This window comes from Salinibacterium sp. 10G20-15 (assembly GCF_057365065.1).
Genome location: NZ_CP195118.1, coordinates 197,781 through 212,327, shown reverse-complemented (window position 1 = coordinate 212,327; position 14,547 = coordinate 197,781). Strand labels below are relative to the sequence as shown.

The following is a 14,547-nucleotide window of genomic DNA, read 5'->3' as shown; positions in this document are numbered from 1 at the left end:
TAGGTTTCTCAGAGCCGCGCGTCGTGCTGTCGCGGCGGCCGTGAAGTTGCGGTTTGGAGTCCGCCGATAGGGCTTCGTGATTGGGGTGGCGGAAGCCGTCCCTCGAGTCATGTTTTTGACACTTCAATCACTCACTCCATGAGCCGCTAACTCTTCGTTCTTTTCTTTCGGCATTGTGATGCCTGTCTGGGGCGAGAATCGTGCGCGTCTGTTTCCTCCGAGCGGAATGGCTTTCGCGGCATATTCTTCTTCACTGCGCTCAGTCCGGTATTCCACCTTCCATTGCGCTCTTCCCGGCACCCGCTACTTGATTCACTCGCCAGACAGGCAAAACAAATGGTGGCAGAGAGAGAAGAGTCAGAGATGGGAACCCTACAGATGGACAGCAGCGAACGTCGGATCGTGGCCGTGGACAACGCAGTGCGAGCAGTCGAGGCGTACCTGCCATTCGCCGCGACGCTCGAGGCAGAGATGGGCGGAAGATTCGCCCTCCAAATCGACCTCGGCACCCGCGGAAACGTAGCCCCCCCCGCGACACCGTCTCCATCGACCCCGAAGACGACGACCTCCAGTAGTGCTTCGACATCGCCGGTGGTACCACCACAATCGCGTCAGGACTTCACCTCGACGCTCGATCCGTAGAAGTCGCGCGCTGGATCACCGAGCAAGCACGACGCGCTGACTCGCCCGCGATCAGCCACATCGCCCGCTAAGTAACTGCCGAAAGGAACCCAATGGACACGTTAGAAAAATTCGGACCCGAGCCCGTCAGCCCCGAGCAAGAGAACCTGCAAAAAGCGATCGACACGTTCGAGCGCGAGATCCACGCACACCACGGCGACATCCACGCGGCAGCACTCGAGGTATTCCGCATGATGACCAGGAACTAAAGGATCTAGAAAGGTAGTCCGATGTCAGTAGCTATGGACGAGAATGGGCACACCCACCCCGAAAATGAGAGGAATTTAGCCAGTGTTTTCTATTGATTTACGCTCGATGTTTCGGGGGAATTTGGCCAGCGAAGCGTGGACAGCGATAGGTAGTTTCTTCGCGTTTTTGTATTTTTGCGGCTTGTTCTCCGACAGCACCGCATATGAAGTTTTCTTGCGGCTTGTGACGTGGCTGGGCTTGCCCGGTTGGGCGAATGACGCTCTCGTCGACGCTAAAAACTGGTTGGTACAGAGGGAGGACTTTCTATCTTTCATCGTTACGGTCGTAGTGTGCGTCGCAGCCCTCGTGCTGGTTTTTGGCCCGCAACAGTTGGATGTGGTTTTGGAGCGACCGGTGACGCCGACGCTGGCCATTGCCCTCGTCTTGGTGCAAATCGTCGGGCTCCACTGGGCACTCTTCTGGATTACGCTGGTCATTGCCCTCGGCCTTGCAATTAAGTTCATTGTTGACCATGGGTTTGAAGTCATTCTGATGCATCTATTCTCCGCATTGATAAATCTCGTAATTTTGCCTTTCTATCTATTCATCTGGTTCGCCAGCATCTTCTTAAAGGGGAAGCCCGCACGGGAACGTTATTCGCAGGACTTCCGATAGTGGTCGTGTGACCGTTGATGAAAGATAGAACCGCGTGCCGTAAGCCGATCCGTGAACGGGACTCGTGCGACGGGCTACTTTCCTCAGGGATCATCTGGCTTCCGCTGTGACTTCCGACGCTTCGTGACGGCGTTCTGTGATCGCTGTTTGCACATCGACCTGGTGGTTGCGGCAACTACCGGCGAGTAGTCAGCGTCTTGTGTCGGATGGGTTGCGAGGCGTCTCATCGGCTCGGGCTCAGGACCCTCGTATGACGATTTGTAGCGCGCTCTAGCAAATTATTGCGCCAGGTCGGTTTCCATTTTCGTTCTAGACAAGCGAGTTGGGAGACAACCTTCATCAGCCTCCGCAGCAAGGGTCGGATTATTTACTCGAAGGGTGTTCGCTCTCTCGGGGACATCTCCGACAGCTCCACCAGGTCTTGGCCAAAGACCTGACACAACGATGTGGCTGATCCACCGCTCAGCGCCGACGCGAGTTTCCCTCGAACAAAGCTTTGTGTCACACTTCAGTAACCTGAGAGGCGGACGAAGTGTCAGAACTGAAGACAGCGCTGTTCGATAGTGACGAGGTCACTTCTCTCATTATTAGGCTGCAAGAAAGCACAAGGGCGCGCCCCGCAAAGGATAGCGATACTTATGTCGCCGTTGCGGGCGCCGAGGTTGCGTCAGCCGACTATCACCATTTTGTTTTTGGTCAGCGCGGTGCGGGTAAATCCAGCCTTCTGAGACACCTTGAGCAGGACGCGCTGGCTCAAGGCCGCTTATGCGTTTGGGTTGATCAAGAGATCTTCTCTAATCTCCAGTATCCAGACGTTCTAGTAAGCGCCGTTGTGCTCGTTCTCGAAGCGGCGTTGGCCACTGTGACTGAGAAGCACAACGCATACTCTTCGAGCAGGTCATTGTTCCAGAAACTTCTAAGACGCGATGGGACGACTGGACAGCTGCGTCACCACCTGGCTGAAATGACAGCAGAACTGCAACGCTTGAAGTTTGCGCCGATTGATCGCAAGATCGAGTGGACGCAGACTGATTCGAAAACAAAGCAGCGTGGAGGTCGAGTGGCAGCAAGCCTTCCGCATTTAGACCTGAGTGCCTCTGCCGAATCCTCCAAAACTACAGGGCAGCAATCCAAGGAGGTGGTGGAAGGGACAAAAGATCAATATCTCGAACGCGCGCTAGTCGACTTGCGCCGCACGTTGCTCGAAGTGTCCGAGCTCCTCGGTGGAGGCATCATATTCATCGATGACTTGTATCAAATCCGCAGAGCGGATCAGGCCCTCGTCATCGGGTACATGCATCGCTTGGTGAAGGACACGAACATCTGGCTCAAGATTGGAAGCATTCGCTATTCAACGGAGCCTTTCGTTGACGGGGATCCCCCTCGCGGAATGCAGTCAGGCCACGACGCCCACGAGATTGCTCTGGATCGTGGGATGCGACATTTTGAATCGACCAGTAAGTTCCTAGAGAAGATCCTCCAGAATTTATGCGAGTCGAGCGACGTGAATCTGACAGAGCTTTTCACGCCGGACGCACGCAAACGTTTAGTCCTCGCAGCGGGAGGAGTCGCCCGAGATTATCTGCGAATCGCTTCAGCTGCGATCCTCGAAGCGCGGAACCGCGGTGTCTCAGAAAAGACTGGTTCGCATCGAGTGAGCGTCGAAGACGTAAATAAGGGAGCTGGCACCCTTGCGCCCTCCAAACGCAAAGATTTGCAGCGAGACGAACCCGCCGAAGCCGACGAGCTCGGTAATCTGGTGCAGAAAATCACGGAATTCTGTCGGGCAAAGAAGAGCGCGTACTTCCTAGTCGCAGCGGACGATCTTGTGCTATCTAGACAAGTCGACAAGCTTCAGCACCTCCGATTCGCCCACATATTAGTCGAGAGCGAAACGATTCCGGATCAAGGCTCGAGACGCTTCAACGTTTGGCTTCTCGACGTTGCGGAACTCAGCGCTCAGCGCGCAACGGTTGGAATGGACTTTCTTGGCTGGGAGACGCGATCCAAACGTCGCAACCGAGGATTGATCTTCGAGCCATAACCCACCACCCGACACTCGTCTCGTATCTCTATGGATGCGGAGCGTCTCATCCCGCGGCGGAAACGGGGATTGGCGGATAGCGCACTTCTTCGGCGCTGCGGCACACGGCGAGTCTCGCAACTATGTAGCGAAACCTGACGCTTGAATCTGAGTGCTATAGGTCGGTTGCGAGACACTCTAAGTAACCTCGTGGTGAGGCTGCTTCGGCATCTCGTGTGCCGTAAGCGATCCTTGAACGGCACCGCGAATGCGATCCGGCGAGTGAGTATGCGATGTCTTCGATGGCATCCTCACAGATAGAGAATCCGGCGCTTACGGCAGCTCTTGCCGTGTCCCGTTAGACGTTCCGTAGACGGGATCATTCCTGCCCGAGATCAGACCTAGGGTCCTAGCGTTCCTTAGTCCTTTAGGAATCCCGTAAGGCGTGTCCGGAACGAAATCTCGCAAGGGTTCCCTAAACGGGACCTGGCTAAAGGTATTCGTAAATCGTTTGACGGCTAACGCCGAACTCGCGGGCGAGTGCTGCTTTCGCTTCGCCGGCGGCCGCACGCCTCGCGACTTCCGCTGCCTGTTCGTCATTGAGTGCTTTGCCGCGGCCTTTGTAGACGCCGGCCTTTTTGGCCAGGGCAATCCCTTCGCGCTGCCGTTCACGAATGAGAGCCCGCTCGAATTCAGCGAACGCCCCCATCACGGAGAGCAGAAAGGTCGCCATCGCGGTGTCGTCTCCGGTGAAGGTCAGGTTTTCTTTCACGAACCGAACCTGCACCTTCTTGTCGGTCAGCTGCCGAACGATCGCTCGGAGGTCGTCGAGGTTGCGCGCCAAACGATCCATCGAGTGGACCAATACAGTGTCACCGTCTCGAGCAAAGTCGATGAGCTTTGCCAGCTCCGGGCGGTTCTGATCTTTGCCGGATGCTTTGTCCGTGAAGACGCGGTCGAGAATCTCGCCGTCTAGTTGCCGGGTGGAGTTCTGGTCCAAGGTGCTGACTCTGATATATCCGAATGTTTGAGTCACTTTTCCCCGCCTCGATGGTGTCAAGGGAACTCTAAGACCATGTTGGCAGTGTGTCAAGAAAAGGCGTTGGATACCTCAAGTTGACACGTAGTTGCTGGGGGAGTGGCGGCTCACCTTGACGTCTGTTTAGGGTGTACCTCATATCTACATCGTGCTGGTCGAGATCCCTAGCGGCTGGGCGGGATGCGGAGAAGGATATGAGCTATAGATAGGGACGTGAGGGGTTGTGCCCCTCACGTCCCCGTCCGCAAATTTGTCCGAGTCGCTGGGTACTGCTCGACCTGTGTAGCGATTAGCTGGCGTCTGTCCGTTTGGTAGACACAGGCGAGGAGTTGCCCAGCTGCTTCCTCTCGCAGGACCTACCCGGTGGTGACGGCGAATCCTGTCGCGGTGCCGTTCTTGTAGAGGTTCGCGGTCATTGACACTCCATAAGAGCCGGTGCCAACGCCAACGGTCCATCCGAATCGCATGTACCGGACGGCAGTGCTTCCGGATTCTGTACAGGCAAAATTCGTCAGAGAGACAGTGGAGTAATTAATAAAGCAATCTTGTGATCCGGTGTACCCCAAGTATGTTGTTTTTACCCAAACTTTCGACCCGTTGTAGTAAAAGCGACCATTCTGCGTGACTGTATAGAGGCCGCCCGTAGTAAATTGATTGTATTTCTTGGATTGGACGCTGCCCGCGGCCGCAGCTGCTAATAGTTCAGCCTTCTGGGACGAGGTGAGACTCGGATCAGCTTTGATCATCGCAGTCGTCGCGACCTCCTCTGGGCCAAGCACGAGCACGCTCTGGTCCAAAGCACAGTCATTGCTGGCGGAGGTAGCACGAACAGCCGTTCCGATCATTGCCATTTCTTTGATTGAGCTCGCCTGTTTGACTGTGGAAACCTGAGTGTCTGAGCATTCTGTTGTCCGCTGAGCGAGAGACGCACTGCTCGCTTGCGCGGGCGCGACGCCAATGACGGCGAGAATTCCGACCGCCCCCGTTGCCAATATGGTTTTCAAATACTTATTCATTGAACTACTCCTCTTTGGTTTGTAGACAATTGTTGCAATCGATGAAGATTGCTTAACTTTCATTCCTTGGGAGCAAATCACTATTTGAGGATTTTTTCAAGTAAAGTGTCTTTACCGTGGAATATCTTGGCAGGCATCGCCTCCATAACTTCTAGAAGGAGAGATCATGTCGAACAATCAGTTGAAGTCAATTCACTCGAGTTTGAGTCCAGATTTTTTGGGTTATATCGCAATAGCTCTGTCTCTCTTCTTGCCACCGCTTGCGATCTTTGTGGCAGTCGAAGCTCGACTCCGTGCGCGCGCAACCGGCGCGCGGTCTTGGCCCGCAGATTTGGGTTACTTCTTGAGCATTTTCTTAACCGTTTTGTTGACTCTGTTTGTCGTTGTTGGGTTTTTGGCATCTGTTGTCATGCCTCTGTTGGGCAGTATCTGATCAGCTCGCCACAAAGCCGAGAAGAACAGCGCATCGTTTGTGGAACCCCTGATGATCGCACTTCTACCCGACCTCAAGCGGCTGAGCTGATCGGCAAAGGAGGGGTCGATCCACTTTGCTCTCTGTGTCAGCGATCGCGCGCTTAGCTGCTGATGACAACATGAACTACTTGTCCCGAAATTCGAGAACCAATTTTGGAACGCTCGGGTCAGTCGGAGGCTTCGAGGTGAAGGGCGAGAGTGACCCTGGAGTGGGGCAAGTGCCGTACCTCGCGGTGCGTCTTGATGGTGTTCCGCGGTCGAGTTTGAAGGTGTCTCGAAGTGAGCTTTTGGGAGGTGGTTTAGGGCTCGTCGGTCAGCTCGAAAATCGAGCAAGAAGACGTCACTCTCAAATCTGAGATTCTCGAAGCTGACTTTCACCTCAGGTCGCCTTTCGCGCACTTGGAAGCGTTGGCTGAAGCTCGCCAGCGGCAGTGTTCGGTGAAATGATGCGCTCTCCGCTCAGCAGGCGGAGAAGGATGCGGAGAAGCGCGCCGAGCCTGCCCCGACTGTTCGGCGTTCCGGGCCGGGCCCTGAGGTTCCGGGTAAGCGGGCTCAACAGCCCACCGCAGCATCGACCCACGAGGTCGGCTGGTAACTGCCGCCCTGTGCACTTCGTTCGTGGCTTTGCCAAAATTGCGTCGGCAAAGCCACTTTCGTTAGCGCGGGCAGGTGTGCCCGACTTCCCCTCATTGCTGCTCTGCTGTTATTCGGTGAGCTTGCTCGTGGATGTCCGCTGCGTTGGTTAGTGGTCGCTGTCAGCGGGCGCGATAGCGCCTAGCTGACTAAAGCCTCTTCTGCTCCGACGAAGAAACGACGTGGGAGCAGAAGAGAAAAGGACGTGCAGAATGCACGATGACACATGCACTCTACGAAGTGAGGAGTGATCGAGGCAAATGACGATTAGGAACCAAAGATAAGGCGGTACTCGTGGTTGCGGGGAGTGGTGGCAGGCCTATGCGTCTGTTTAGGGTGTATCTAAGTAGATAGGTTTTGCCTGTCTATATGAGTTCAACGCACCTTGGTCAATCTCGGTCGCTCACGATCTAGAGCTGCCCGAATGAAGGACAAGAGGCAGCGCGATGTTTCGATGCGCACTGCTGCAGCAGAGAGAGCGGTCGATACCTCCGGGATGCTTTAACGATGACCGTTGCCGGCCGATTGTTTGACAGCCGCGCTCCATGAGCGGCCTCGAATTCGCTGCTTGGAGTCCGCCGAGAGCGCTTCGTTATTTAGGTAAGGCATGCCTATACTGGGATCAATGTTTCCCGAACTCTTCACCCCGCAGATCGCCTGGAATCCCCAGTCGGCTGATCGCGTGCTGCTCGCGGGAGACGAGACCTCGATCGACGCAATCTCGATGATTCTTGCGACATTGCCGGCCCGCTCACGCGGCCAAGTGTTCATCGAGGTTGACTCGGCTGACGACATCCAGCCGCTATCGGCTCCCGGTCGATTCAGCGTGTGCTGGTTACTGCGCGAACGCGGCCAAAACGTTGCCCGTTCGGTCGACGCATGGCTCAGCGAAATGCTGCCGGTGAGCGCATTCGGCGAGAGCACCGTTTACGCGTGGGTTGCGCATCAGGGCCCGGCGCGCCTGCTCGGCTCCAACTAGCTCGCGCCCAGCATCCGCCTGCTAATTCTTCGGGCTGCCTTTCGCCGTACGCGTTGATTTCGCGCGCACATAGCCACCCAACTCCAGCCCCGCCTCCACCTCAAAGCGGTTCGTCAGCGGGTTCTGCCCCGCCAGCAGATACAGCGGGATAAACCACAGCCCGTACTTGCGCCACTGCTCGCGGTGCACTGCCTCATGCGCCAACACGTTATCGCTCGCGTTGTCGCAGGTCAGATACACGGCGCCAATCGTGGTGCCGCCACGACCAAAGGCCCAGCGAGGCACGTGCTCGGCAACGATAACGCCGCCCCGAGAACGCACCCGCAGTCCGCTCAACACGCCACCCCACAGCAGGCCGGATGCCGAAGCAATCCAGTAACCGGGTCGCGTAACGACGGGGTGCAGCAGCACTCGCTGAGCACGCGGACTGTGTTCGGCGCGCGCCAGAGCGTGCCCGAACCGCGTGCCCAGCGTTAGTGCTCGGCTCACGGACGCCCGATCGTTTCGAGCAGTCGCAGCCAGACCTCACTGATCGTGGGGTACGAGGGAACCGCGTGCCACAGGCGCGCGATGGGAACCTCGCCCACGATGGCGATGGTGGCCGAGTGCAGCAGCTCCGCAACATCCTGACCCACAAAGGTCGCGCCGATAATGACCTGACGTTCGCGATCGATCACGAGTCGCGCCTGGCCTTCGTAGCCGTCAGCCTGCAGGCTCGCGCCAGCAACCCAGCCAATGTTGTAGTCGACGACCTGAGCGTCAATGCCCTGCTTCTCGGCGTCGTGAGACATGACACCCACCGAAGCGACTTCGGGGTCGCTAAACGTAACTTGCGGAACAGCGCCGTGGTCGGCTGTCGCAACATGCGCACCCCACGGGGCGTCATCCACAGGTTTGCCGTTGGCGCGCGCGGCAATCACGTCACCGGCAGCACGGGCTTGGTACTTGCCCTGATGAGTGAGCAGCGCGCGGTGGTTGACATCGCCCACGGCGTAGAGCCAGTCGGTGTCGGGCACGAGCATGGTGTCATCCACCCGGATCCAGTCGCCCGGAGTGAGACCCACGGTCTCGAGCCCAATGTCGTTCGTGCGAGCGGCGCGACCGGTAGCAATCAAAATTTCGGATGCCGTGAAGCTGCCTTCCGGAGTCTCAATTACGACGCCGTCAGCGGTGCGTTCCACGTTCGTAGGGGAGGCCGCGACGATGGTGACGCCGCGCTCCTTGAGCGCCTTCTCCACCATCTCGCCGGCGAAGTCTTCTTGCCCGTGGAGGAGTCCGCTGCGGGCAAACAGAGTGACTTCGGAGCCGAGGTCGCGGTAGGCCGTGGCCATCTCGACGCCCACAACGCCGCCGCCGATGATGGCGAATGATTCGGGAACAACTTTCACCGAGGTCGCTTCACGCGGGGTCCACGGCTTCGCGTCGATCAAGCCGGGAATGTTGGGGAGCTTCGGATCGGAGCCGGTCGCGACGACGACGGCATGATTCGCCGTGAGGGTCGTGACAGTTCCGTCGTCAGCTGTAACGGTGACCTTCTTCTCTCCGTCGAGGCGAGCGTGACCACGCTCGAGCCCGATTCCCGCTTTCTTCACCCACTTCACCTGACCAGCGTCATCCCAATTGCTGGTGAAGCTGTTGCGGCGGGCGAGGAGCGCTTCAACGTTGATGCCACCGGTGACGGCTTCGGCGGCGCCCGGTAGCTTCTCGACAGCACGAAGAGCGAGACCGCTGCGGATAAGAGCCTTCGACGGCATGCACGCCCAGTACGAGCACTCACCACCCACGAGTTCGCTCTCGACAAGCACCACGCTCAGCCCGCCCTGAACAGCGCGATCTGCCACGTTCTCACCGACCGCTCCGGCTCCGATGACAATGACGTCCCAGTTGTTCTCGGTCATGAGTGAACTCCTTCGCGTTGGTGGTGCGGATGCTGCTTCTGCTACCTGCCGATGAACTCAGCGGTGGTGCGCGTCATAAACGCTTCCATGCCAATTCTGGCATCTTTGCTCTGAGCAACGGCTACGAGGGCGGGCTGAAGGCCAGCCTCGGCGGCGGCATCGCCCTCGCGAGTCGCGAGGTTGGCGTTAGCGAGCGCTGCCTGCACTGCTAGGGGAGCCTGGGCCGCAACGCGGTGAGCCAGCTCAAGGCCACGCGCATATTGCTCGCCGTGGGGCACAACTTCTTGCACCATCCCGATGCGGTGAGCTTCGGCGGCATCGAAGCTGTCGCCGGTGAGAATCCAGCGCATCGCGTTCGACCAGCCCACCTGGCGGGGGAAGCGAATGGTGGCCCCGCCGAAGGGCAGGATGCCGCGCGATACCTCAACCTGACCGAAGACGGTCGAGTCCGCAGCGACAGCGATGTCGCTTGCGAGCAGCAGCTCGATGCCGAGCGTGAGGCAGGTGCCCTGCACCGCAATCACGACGGGCTTCGAGAGCTTTTCGCCCGAAACTTGCCAGGGGTTGATGCCGCCCTCGGGAACCATGTCGAGCCCGTCCGCGCCGATACGGGGGCCGATGTCAGCGAGGTCGAGGCCACCCGTGAAGTGGTCGCCGTGGGCAAAAACGAAGCCGGCACGCAGCTCGGGATCGCGCTCAAGCTCGCCATACGCAAGTGCAAGCTGCTGCAACATGTCCATGTCGGCGGCGTTGCGCTTATCGGTGCGGTTGAGGCCGATGAGCAAGACGTGGCCGTCTCGCTCCACAGTGATCTTGGGGGTGCTCGAGTTGGAGTCAGTCATAGCCCCAGACTACGACTGCGCGGCGGCCATCGGTCGGGATGCTGGCGATAAGCTCATACCCACACCAACTTTTCGGAGGCTCCTGTGTTGCGATCCGCAATTCTCGTTTGTGCTGTTGCGACGGCGGCCCTTCTCGGCGGCTGCAGCAGCGAACCGCCTGTTGAGGTTTCCGCGAGCTCCATCGCCGCGACGGCCGCCTCGGCGCTCGAACAAGCCACGGGAGAATCACCCGAAATGGACTGCGGCGACGAGACCGTGGAGCTCAAGAACAACACCACGCTCGACTGCGTTCTTACCGACACGACCCTCAACGAAGAGTTCGACAGCGAAGTGACGATCACGGATGTCGACGGGGCGAGCTACTCGGTTTCGGTCGACGTCGCTGAAGAACCGCGCGAATAGCGACCGGCGCTGTTCAGAGCGCCCAGCAATCTCAGAATCGTGGGGGAGTCATCCACTGCGCTCGTCATCGAGGCGGGAGCAAATTCGGTGATGCCAGCGCCCGCAAGTGCATACTTGCCGACCACGGCACGAATCGCTTCGACGAGCACGGCGGCTTCGATGCCGAAGGGCACGGGGGAGCCGAGCCCCGCAAAATCAGCGGGATCGAGCACGTCGAGATCGATGTGAAGATACACGGAGTCGGCGCCCGTCGCCGCGATGGCATCGAGCAGCGTCTCCGCCGAAAAATCGGTGGGGCCGAGCATCCGGATGTCGGACTGCCCGATGTAGTCATCTTCAGCGGTATCGATCGAGCGCACGCCCGCGAGGATCACCCGATCGGCGCGAACCGGATGCGCGGGCACAAGCTCAGAAGGCCCATCGCCCAGGAGCGTGCGCAGCACCATTCCGGTGAACGCGCCCGAGGGACTCGTCGTGGCCGTATGCAGATCGGGATGCGCATCGAGCCACACCACGGCGGGCTCGCTCGCACTTACATGCTCGATCGCCGCGAGCTCGACGCCGCAATCGCCACCGATGGTGACATGCGTGTCGACACCAGCTTCGGTGCCCTCGGCGAGAGTGTGGCGTAGCCGGTCGCGCACGAGCAACAGCGAACTGTAGCGGTGCACGCCCGTGCCCTGGTGATCGCCCGCTTCGAGGGGAATGTCGACGGTGCGAGTCGATGCTGAGGGAAGATCTCCCCGAATCGACTCGGCACCCTCCACAAGTTGCATGGCGCGGGACGAACCCGAACCCTGCCACTGCGGAACGACAACGTAGTTAATTGTCATCCGTTGAACTTTCGAGTCGTCGAACTACTCGCCTGCGGTGAGGGCCTGAGCGCCGCCGGCTTTGAGAGCCGCGAGACGGGCCTCAACTTCGGTCTGCTTGCCGAGGTCTTCGAGGCCTTCGAACTGAGCGTCGAGGCTGGATGCTGCGAGCTCCTGCTGCCCCAGAACCTTGGCCTCTTCACGGCGAATCTTGTCTTCGAAGCGGCCGAGGTCGCTCGTCGGGTCAAGAAGATCGATCGACTTGAGCGCGTCGTGAACCTGCGACTGAGCTTCAACCGTCTTGGAGCGAGCAACAAGCTCGTCACGCTTGGCGGTGAGTTCGCTCAGCTTGGCGCGCATGCCGTCGAGGCCGCTCTTGAGCTGGTCAACAACCTGAGTCTGCGACGCAATGGTCGGCTCAGCGGTGCGAGCTTCGTTTTCGGAAGAAACTTGGCGACCTATGGCGATCTTGGCGAGGTTGTCGAACTTGTCGGCATCCACACTGTTGCCACCGGCACGCAGTTCGTCAGCCTTAGCGCTGGCCGCGAGAGCCTTACGGCCCCAGTCAGCAGCAGCGTTCATGTCTTCAGCGTGGTCCTGCTCCATGAGGCGCAGGTTGCCGATGGTCTGAGCTACAGCGCTCTCCGCATCCGCAATGGAGTTGGTGTAGTCGCGCACGAGCTGGTCGAGCATCAACTGAGGGTCCTCGGCCGAGTCGAGGAGCGAGTTGATGTTCGCCTTCAGTAGTTGTGAGATTCGTCCGAGAATTGACTGCTTTGCCATGCGACGTGCCTTTCGTGAGTTTTCTGAAGGAAACCGTAATTAGAATCTACCGCCGCGGCTGCGGCCACCACCACTGCGGCGAGACGATCCGCCCGAGCTGCGGCCGCCTGAACGTGAACCGCCGCGCGATCCTGAACTGCCCGAGCGCGAACCGCCGCCCCAGGAGTAGCCCGACGAGGGGCGCGACGAGCGGGAGCCGAGACTGCCACCGATGAGCCCACCGATGATGCCGCCGAGCACATCTCCACCACCCGAATTCGAGCCACCGAGCAATCCGCCAACGCCAGCAGTTGAGCCGCCGGAGAATTGGGAGACCTCGCGCTGAGCGATGTCGTACGCACTTGCCGCCAATTGGTCAGCCGTGCGGGCGTGCGTCAAAGCGGTCACGGGGTCGGATGCCTGCAGCGCGAGCGCCTGCTTGAACTGACGATCCGCTTCGGCGATCTTGGTTCGCGCCGAAGAGCCAACGCCACCGCGACGTGTCGTGATGAACTGCGCCGTCGTGGTGATGCGCGACTGCGCTGCCGCCAGCGCCGCCGACAACTGGGTCGCTGCCTGAGCAATTGCTGCCTGCTGATCGCGCACGCCCACAAAGACCGTTTCGAGAGCAGCGTTGGCATCACCGAGTGCGCTCAATCTCGCGACAGGATCGGCGGTCGCCGACTGGGCGGCAGCCAACGCGGCTTCCGCACTCGCGATCGAGGGTTGCAGGGCTGCTGCCGTGTTGTCCGCGGGAAGCGCGCGGGCCGCAGCGATGTCGTTCGTGGTGTCCGTGATGGCGGCGGCAAGCTTCTGCTCTGCCGCCTGCAGCTCTGCGGTCAACGAATCGACGGCATCCATCAGCTGGATGGCCTGGCCGAGTTCCGCTTGAGCGGCGCGCACAGCGACAGCAGCTTCACTCGGTTTCTGCGCTTCGATGGAGGCTTGCGCCGCGGTTGAGGTGCTCACTGCCGAGTTCAGCAATGCCTGAGCGCGCGTGCCATTGTCGGCCACGGCCTCAATCGCCGCGGGCGCGTAGTGCGCGGTGAGCGCTGCGAGGGCTGCCTCGGTGGCGGGGAGTCGCTGCGCCGCGGCCGCGATCGCGGTGGAGGTCTCAGCGAGTACCGCGGGGGCGTTTGTCTCAAGCTGGCGAAGCTCCTCAAACGCCTCAGCCTGCTCATCGAGAAGGTCGTCGGCGTGCTCGCACAGCTCGATGCTCTCGATCGTCATGGCACGCTTCTGTTCGGCCGTTTCAGGCTCGCTGTCATCGAGTTGCTGGCGGATGCGGAACGCCTTCGCCACCGCGGCATTCGCTTCGTCGAGCGACTTCTGGAACTCGGCTGTCGCGGCCGAACCGAACTGTGCTTCGGCAAACCCAAGCTCTTGCTCGCTGGTCTTGACCGCATCGTCCAGATCAACCAGAGCGCTACCGGCCCGGCGATCGAGCTCTTCTTGCGAAACCTCAGCGGTGGGAGCAGCGCTGCGGTCACCTTTGCCGCCACGACGCACACGGTAAATCACGTAGGCGCCGGCGCCAACCACCGCGACACCGCCCACAATCGGTAGAATCGGGATGCCGCCGTTCGATGCTTCGGACGTCACGGCGGTCGAACCCTCACCCGCGAGCGAGTTGGCACCTGCGATGGCAGCTTGCTCCCAGTTGTCGTTGCGGAGCTCTGCCTCGATCGCACTCTCGGCCGCATCCAGTTGGTCGGAGGTCACGGGGGCATCGAGCGCAACCGAGAGGGCGTACTGGCGCTGCGAAACGGCAACGGCAAGCAGCAGATCGTTGTCGCCCAGCCCGTTGTTGTCGGCGGTGGTGTCTGCCCAGTCAACCGGGTCGCTGGGGTTGGTGAACTCGTCAACGTAAACAACGAAGAGTTGGATGCCCTGGCTCTCGTAGAGCGAATCCAGAGCACCATCGATCGCACTCGAATCGCCGTCGAGCACGCCCACCGAGTCGACAACGTAGCCGCCGTCGAGGCTCACGGGATCATTGGCGAGAGCCGGCCCCGCGGTGAGCAGGCTGAGTAGAGCGGCAAGCGCCAGAGTGGTGCCCAGTCGAGCTTTCACGGGTGCTCCTTCGTCGACGACAGTGACACGGGGAGTCTAGCGAAGGCGA

Annotated in this window: 14 protein-coding genes; 6 read left to right on the top strand and 8 right to left on the bottom strand. The window is 59.6% G+C overall.

Going from position 1 to position 14,547, the window contains the following annotated elements; all coding sequences use genetic code 11:
• Positions 1-336 precede the first annotated feature (336 nt).
• From ACR3YK_RS01000 to ACR3YK_RS00985, 4 genes are all read left to right on the top strand, one after another.
• On the top strand, positions 337-642 hold the full coding sequence (locus ACR3YK_RS01000) for a hypothetical protein (RefSeq protein ID WP_486175403.1): 306 nt from the start codon (positions 337-339) through the stop codon (positions 640-642).
• Between the two features lie 92 nt (positions 643-734).
• Positions 735-890: a hypothetical protein gene (locus ACR3YK_RS00995; protein WP_486175402.1), complete on the top strand. Its 156-nt coding sequence runs from the start codon at positions 735-737 to the stop codon at positions 888-890.
• An 82-nt stretch (positions 891-972) separates the two neighbouring features.
• Positions 973-1,545 (top strand): hypothetical protein, encoded by a 573-nt coding sequence (locus ACR3YK_RS00990; protein ID WP_486175401.1) that lies wholly within the window; start codon positions 973-975, stop codon positions 1,543-1,545.
• A gap of 532 nt (positions 1,546-2,077) precedes the next feature.
• Positions 2,078-3,589: a hypothetical protein gene (locus ACR3YK_RS00985; RefSeq protein ID WP_486175400.1), complete on the top strand. Its 1,512-nt coding sequence runs from the start codon at positions 2,078-2,080 to the stop codon at positions 3,587-3,589.
• A 469-nt stretch (positions 3,590-4,058) separates the two neighbouring features.
• On the opposite strand, the gene ACR3YK_RS00980 is transcribed toward ACR3YK_RS00985, so the two are convergent.
• Positions 4,059-4,604 (bottom strand): recombinase family protein, encoded by a 546-nt coding sequence (locus tag ACR3YK_RS00980; RefSeq protein WP_486175399.1) that lies wholly within the window; start codon positions 4,602-4,604, stop codon positions 4,059-4,061.
• Positions 4,605-4,963: 359 nt separating this feature from the next.
• Positions 4,964-5,623: a hypothetical protein gene (locus ACR3YK_RS00975; RefSeq protein WP_486175398.1), complete on the bottom strand. Its 660-nt coding sequence runs from the start codon at positions 5,621-5,623 to the stop codon at positions 4,964-4,966.
• A gap of 1,732 nt (positions 5,624-7,355) precedes the next feature.
• On the opposite strand from ACR3YK_RS00975, the gene ACR3YK_RS00970 reads away from it, so the two are divergent.
• Positions 7,356-7,709 (top strand): siderophore-interacting protein, encoded by a 354-nt coding sequence (locus ACR3YK_RS00970; RefSeq protein ID WP_486175397.1) that lies wholly within the window; start codon positions 7,356-7,358, stop codon positions 7,707-7,709.
• A gap of 21 nt (positions 7,710-7,730) precedes the next feature.
• Here ACR3YK_RS00970 and ACR3YK_RS00965 read toward each other — a convergent pair whose 3' ends face one another.
• The 3 genes from ACR3YK_RS00965 to ACR3YK_RS00955 are packed head-to-tail and all read right to left on the bottom strand — an operon-like array spanning position 7,731 to position 10,449.
• The gene (locus tag ACR3YK_RS00965) at positions 7,731-8,198 is read right to left on the bottom strand and encodes a hypothetical protein (RefSeq protein WP_486175396.1); all 468 of its coding nucleotides are present in this window, start codon (positions 8,196-8,198) and stop codon (positions 7,731-7,733) included.
• A complete protein-coding gene (locus ACR3YK_RS00960) occupies positions 8,195-9,607 on the bottom strand; it encodes a dihydrolipoyl dehydrogenase family protein (protein WP_486175395.1) in 1,413 nt (470 codons plus the stop codon). Before ACR3YK_RS00960 ends, ACR3YK_RS00965 begins: the two co-directional genes overlap by 4 nt.
• 41 nt (positions 9,608-9,648) lie before the next feature.
• Entirely contained in the window at positions 9,649-10,449 is an 801-nt protein-coding gene (locus ACR3YK_RS00955) for a crotonase/enoyl-CoA hydratase family protein (protein WP_486175394.1), read from the bottom strand.
• 84 nt (positions 10,450-10,533) lie between these two features.
• On the opposite strand from ACR3YK_RS00955, the gene ACR3YK_RS00950 reads away from it, so the two are divergent.
• Positions 10,534-10,851, top strand: coding sequence for a DUF4333 domain-containing protein (locus tag ACR3YK_RS00950; RefSeq protein WP_486175393.1), 318 nt, complete (start codon positions 10,534-10,536; stop codon positions 10,849-10,851).
• On the opposite strand, the gene ACR3YK_RS00945 is transcribed toward ACR3YK_RS00950, so the two are convergent.
• The 3 genes from ACR3YK_RS00945 to ACR3YK_RS00935 are packed head-to-tail and all read right to left on the bottom strand — an operon-like array spanning position 10,809 to position 14,498.
• Positions 10,809-11,684 carry an arginase family protein gene (locus ACR3YK_RS00945; protein WP_486175392.1) on the bottom strand — a complete coding sequence of 292 codons (876 nt, stop codon included), beginning with the start codon at positions 11,682-11,684 and terminating at the stop codon, positions 10,809-10,811. The genes ACR3YK_RS00950 and ACR3YK_RS00945 overlap by 43 nt on opposite strands.
• A 24-nt stretch (positions 11,685-11,708) precedes the next feature.
• Positions 11,709-12,446: a PspA/IM30 family protein gene (locus tag ACR3YK_RS00940; protein WP_100389947.1), complete on the bottom strand. Its 738-nt coding sequence runs from the start codon at positions 12,444-12,446 to the stop codon at positions 11,709-11,711.
• Positions 12,447-12,485: 39 nt separating this feature from the next.
• The gene (locus tag ACR3YK_RS00935; protein WP_486175391.1) at positions 12,486-14,498 is read right to left on the bottom strand and encodes a TPM domain-containing protein; all 2,013 of its coding nucleotides are present in this window, start codon (positions 14,496-14,498) and stop codon (positions 12,486-12,488) included.
• Positions 14,499-14,547: the final 49 nt, after the last annotated feature.

Coding starts and splice junctions, on each gene's coding strand:
- ACR3YK_RS01000 (WP_486175403.1), top strand. CDS start 337: ATGGTGGCAGAGAGAGAAGAGTCAGAGATGGGAACCCTACAGATGGAC.
- ACR3YK_RS00945 (WP_486175392.1), bottom strand. CDS start 11,684: ATGACAATTAACTACGTTGTCGTTCCGCAGTGGCAGGGTTCGGGTTCG.
- ACR3YK_RS00970 (WP_486175397.1), top strand. CDS start 7,356: ATGTTTCCCGAACTCTTCACCCCGCAGATCGCCTGGAATCCCCAGTCG.
- ACR3YK_RS00975 (WP_486175398.1), bottom strand. CDS start 5,623: ATGAATAAGTATTTGAAAACCATATTGGCAACGGGGGCGGTCGGAATT.
- ACR3YK_RS00995 (WP_486175402.1), top strand. CDS start 735: ATGGACACGTTAGAAAAATTCGGACCCGAGCCCGTCAGCCCCGAGCAA.
- ACR3YK_RS00955 (WP_486175394.1), bottom strand. CDS start 10,449: ATGACTGACTCCAACTCGAGCACCCCCAAGATCACTGTGGAGCGAGAC.
- ACR3YK_RS00940 (WP_100389947.1), bottom strand. CDS start 12,446: ATGGCAAAGCAGTCAATTCTCGGACGAATCTCACAACTACTGAAGGCG.
- ACR3YK_RS00960 (WP_486175395.1), bottom strand. CDS start 9,607: ATGACCGAGAACAACTGGGACGTCATTGTCATCGGAGCCGGAGCGGTC.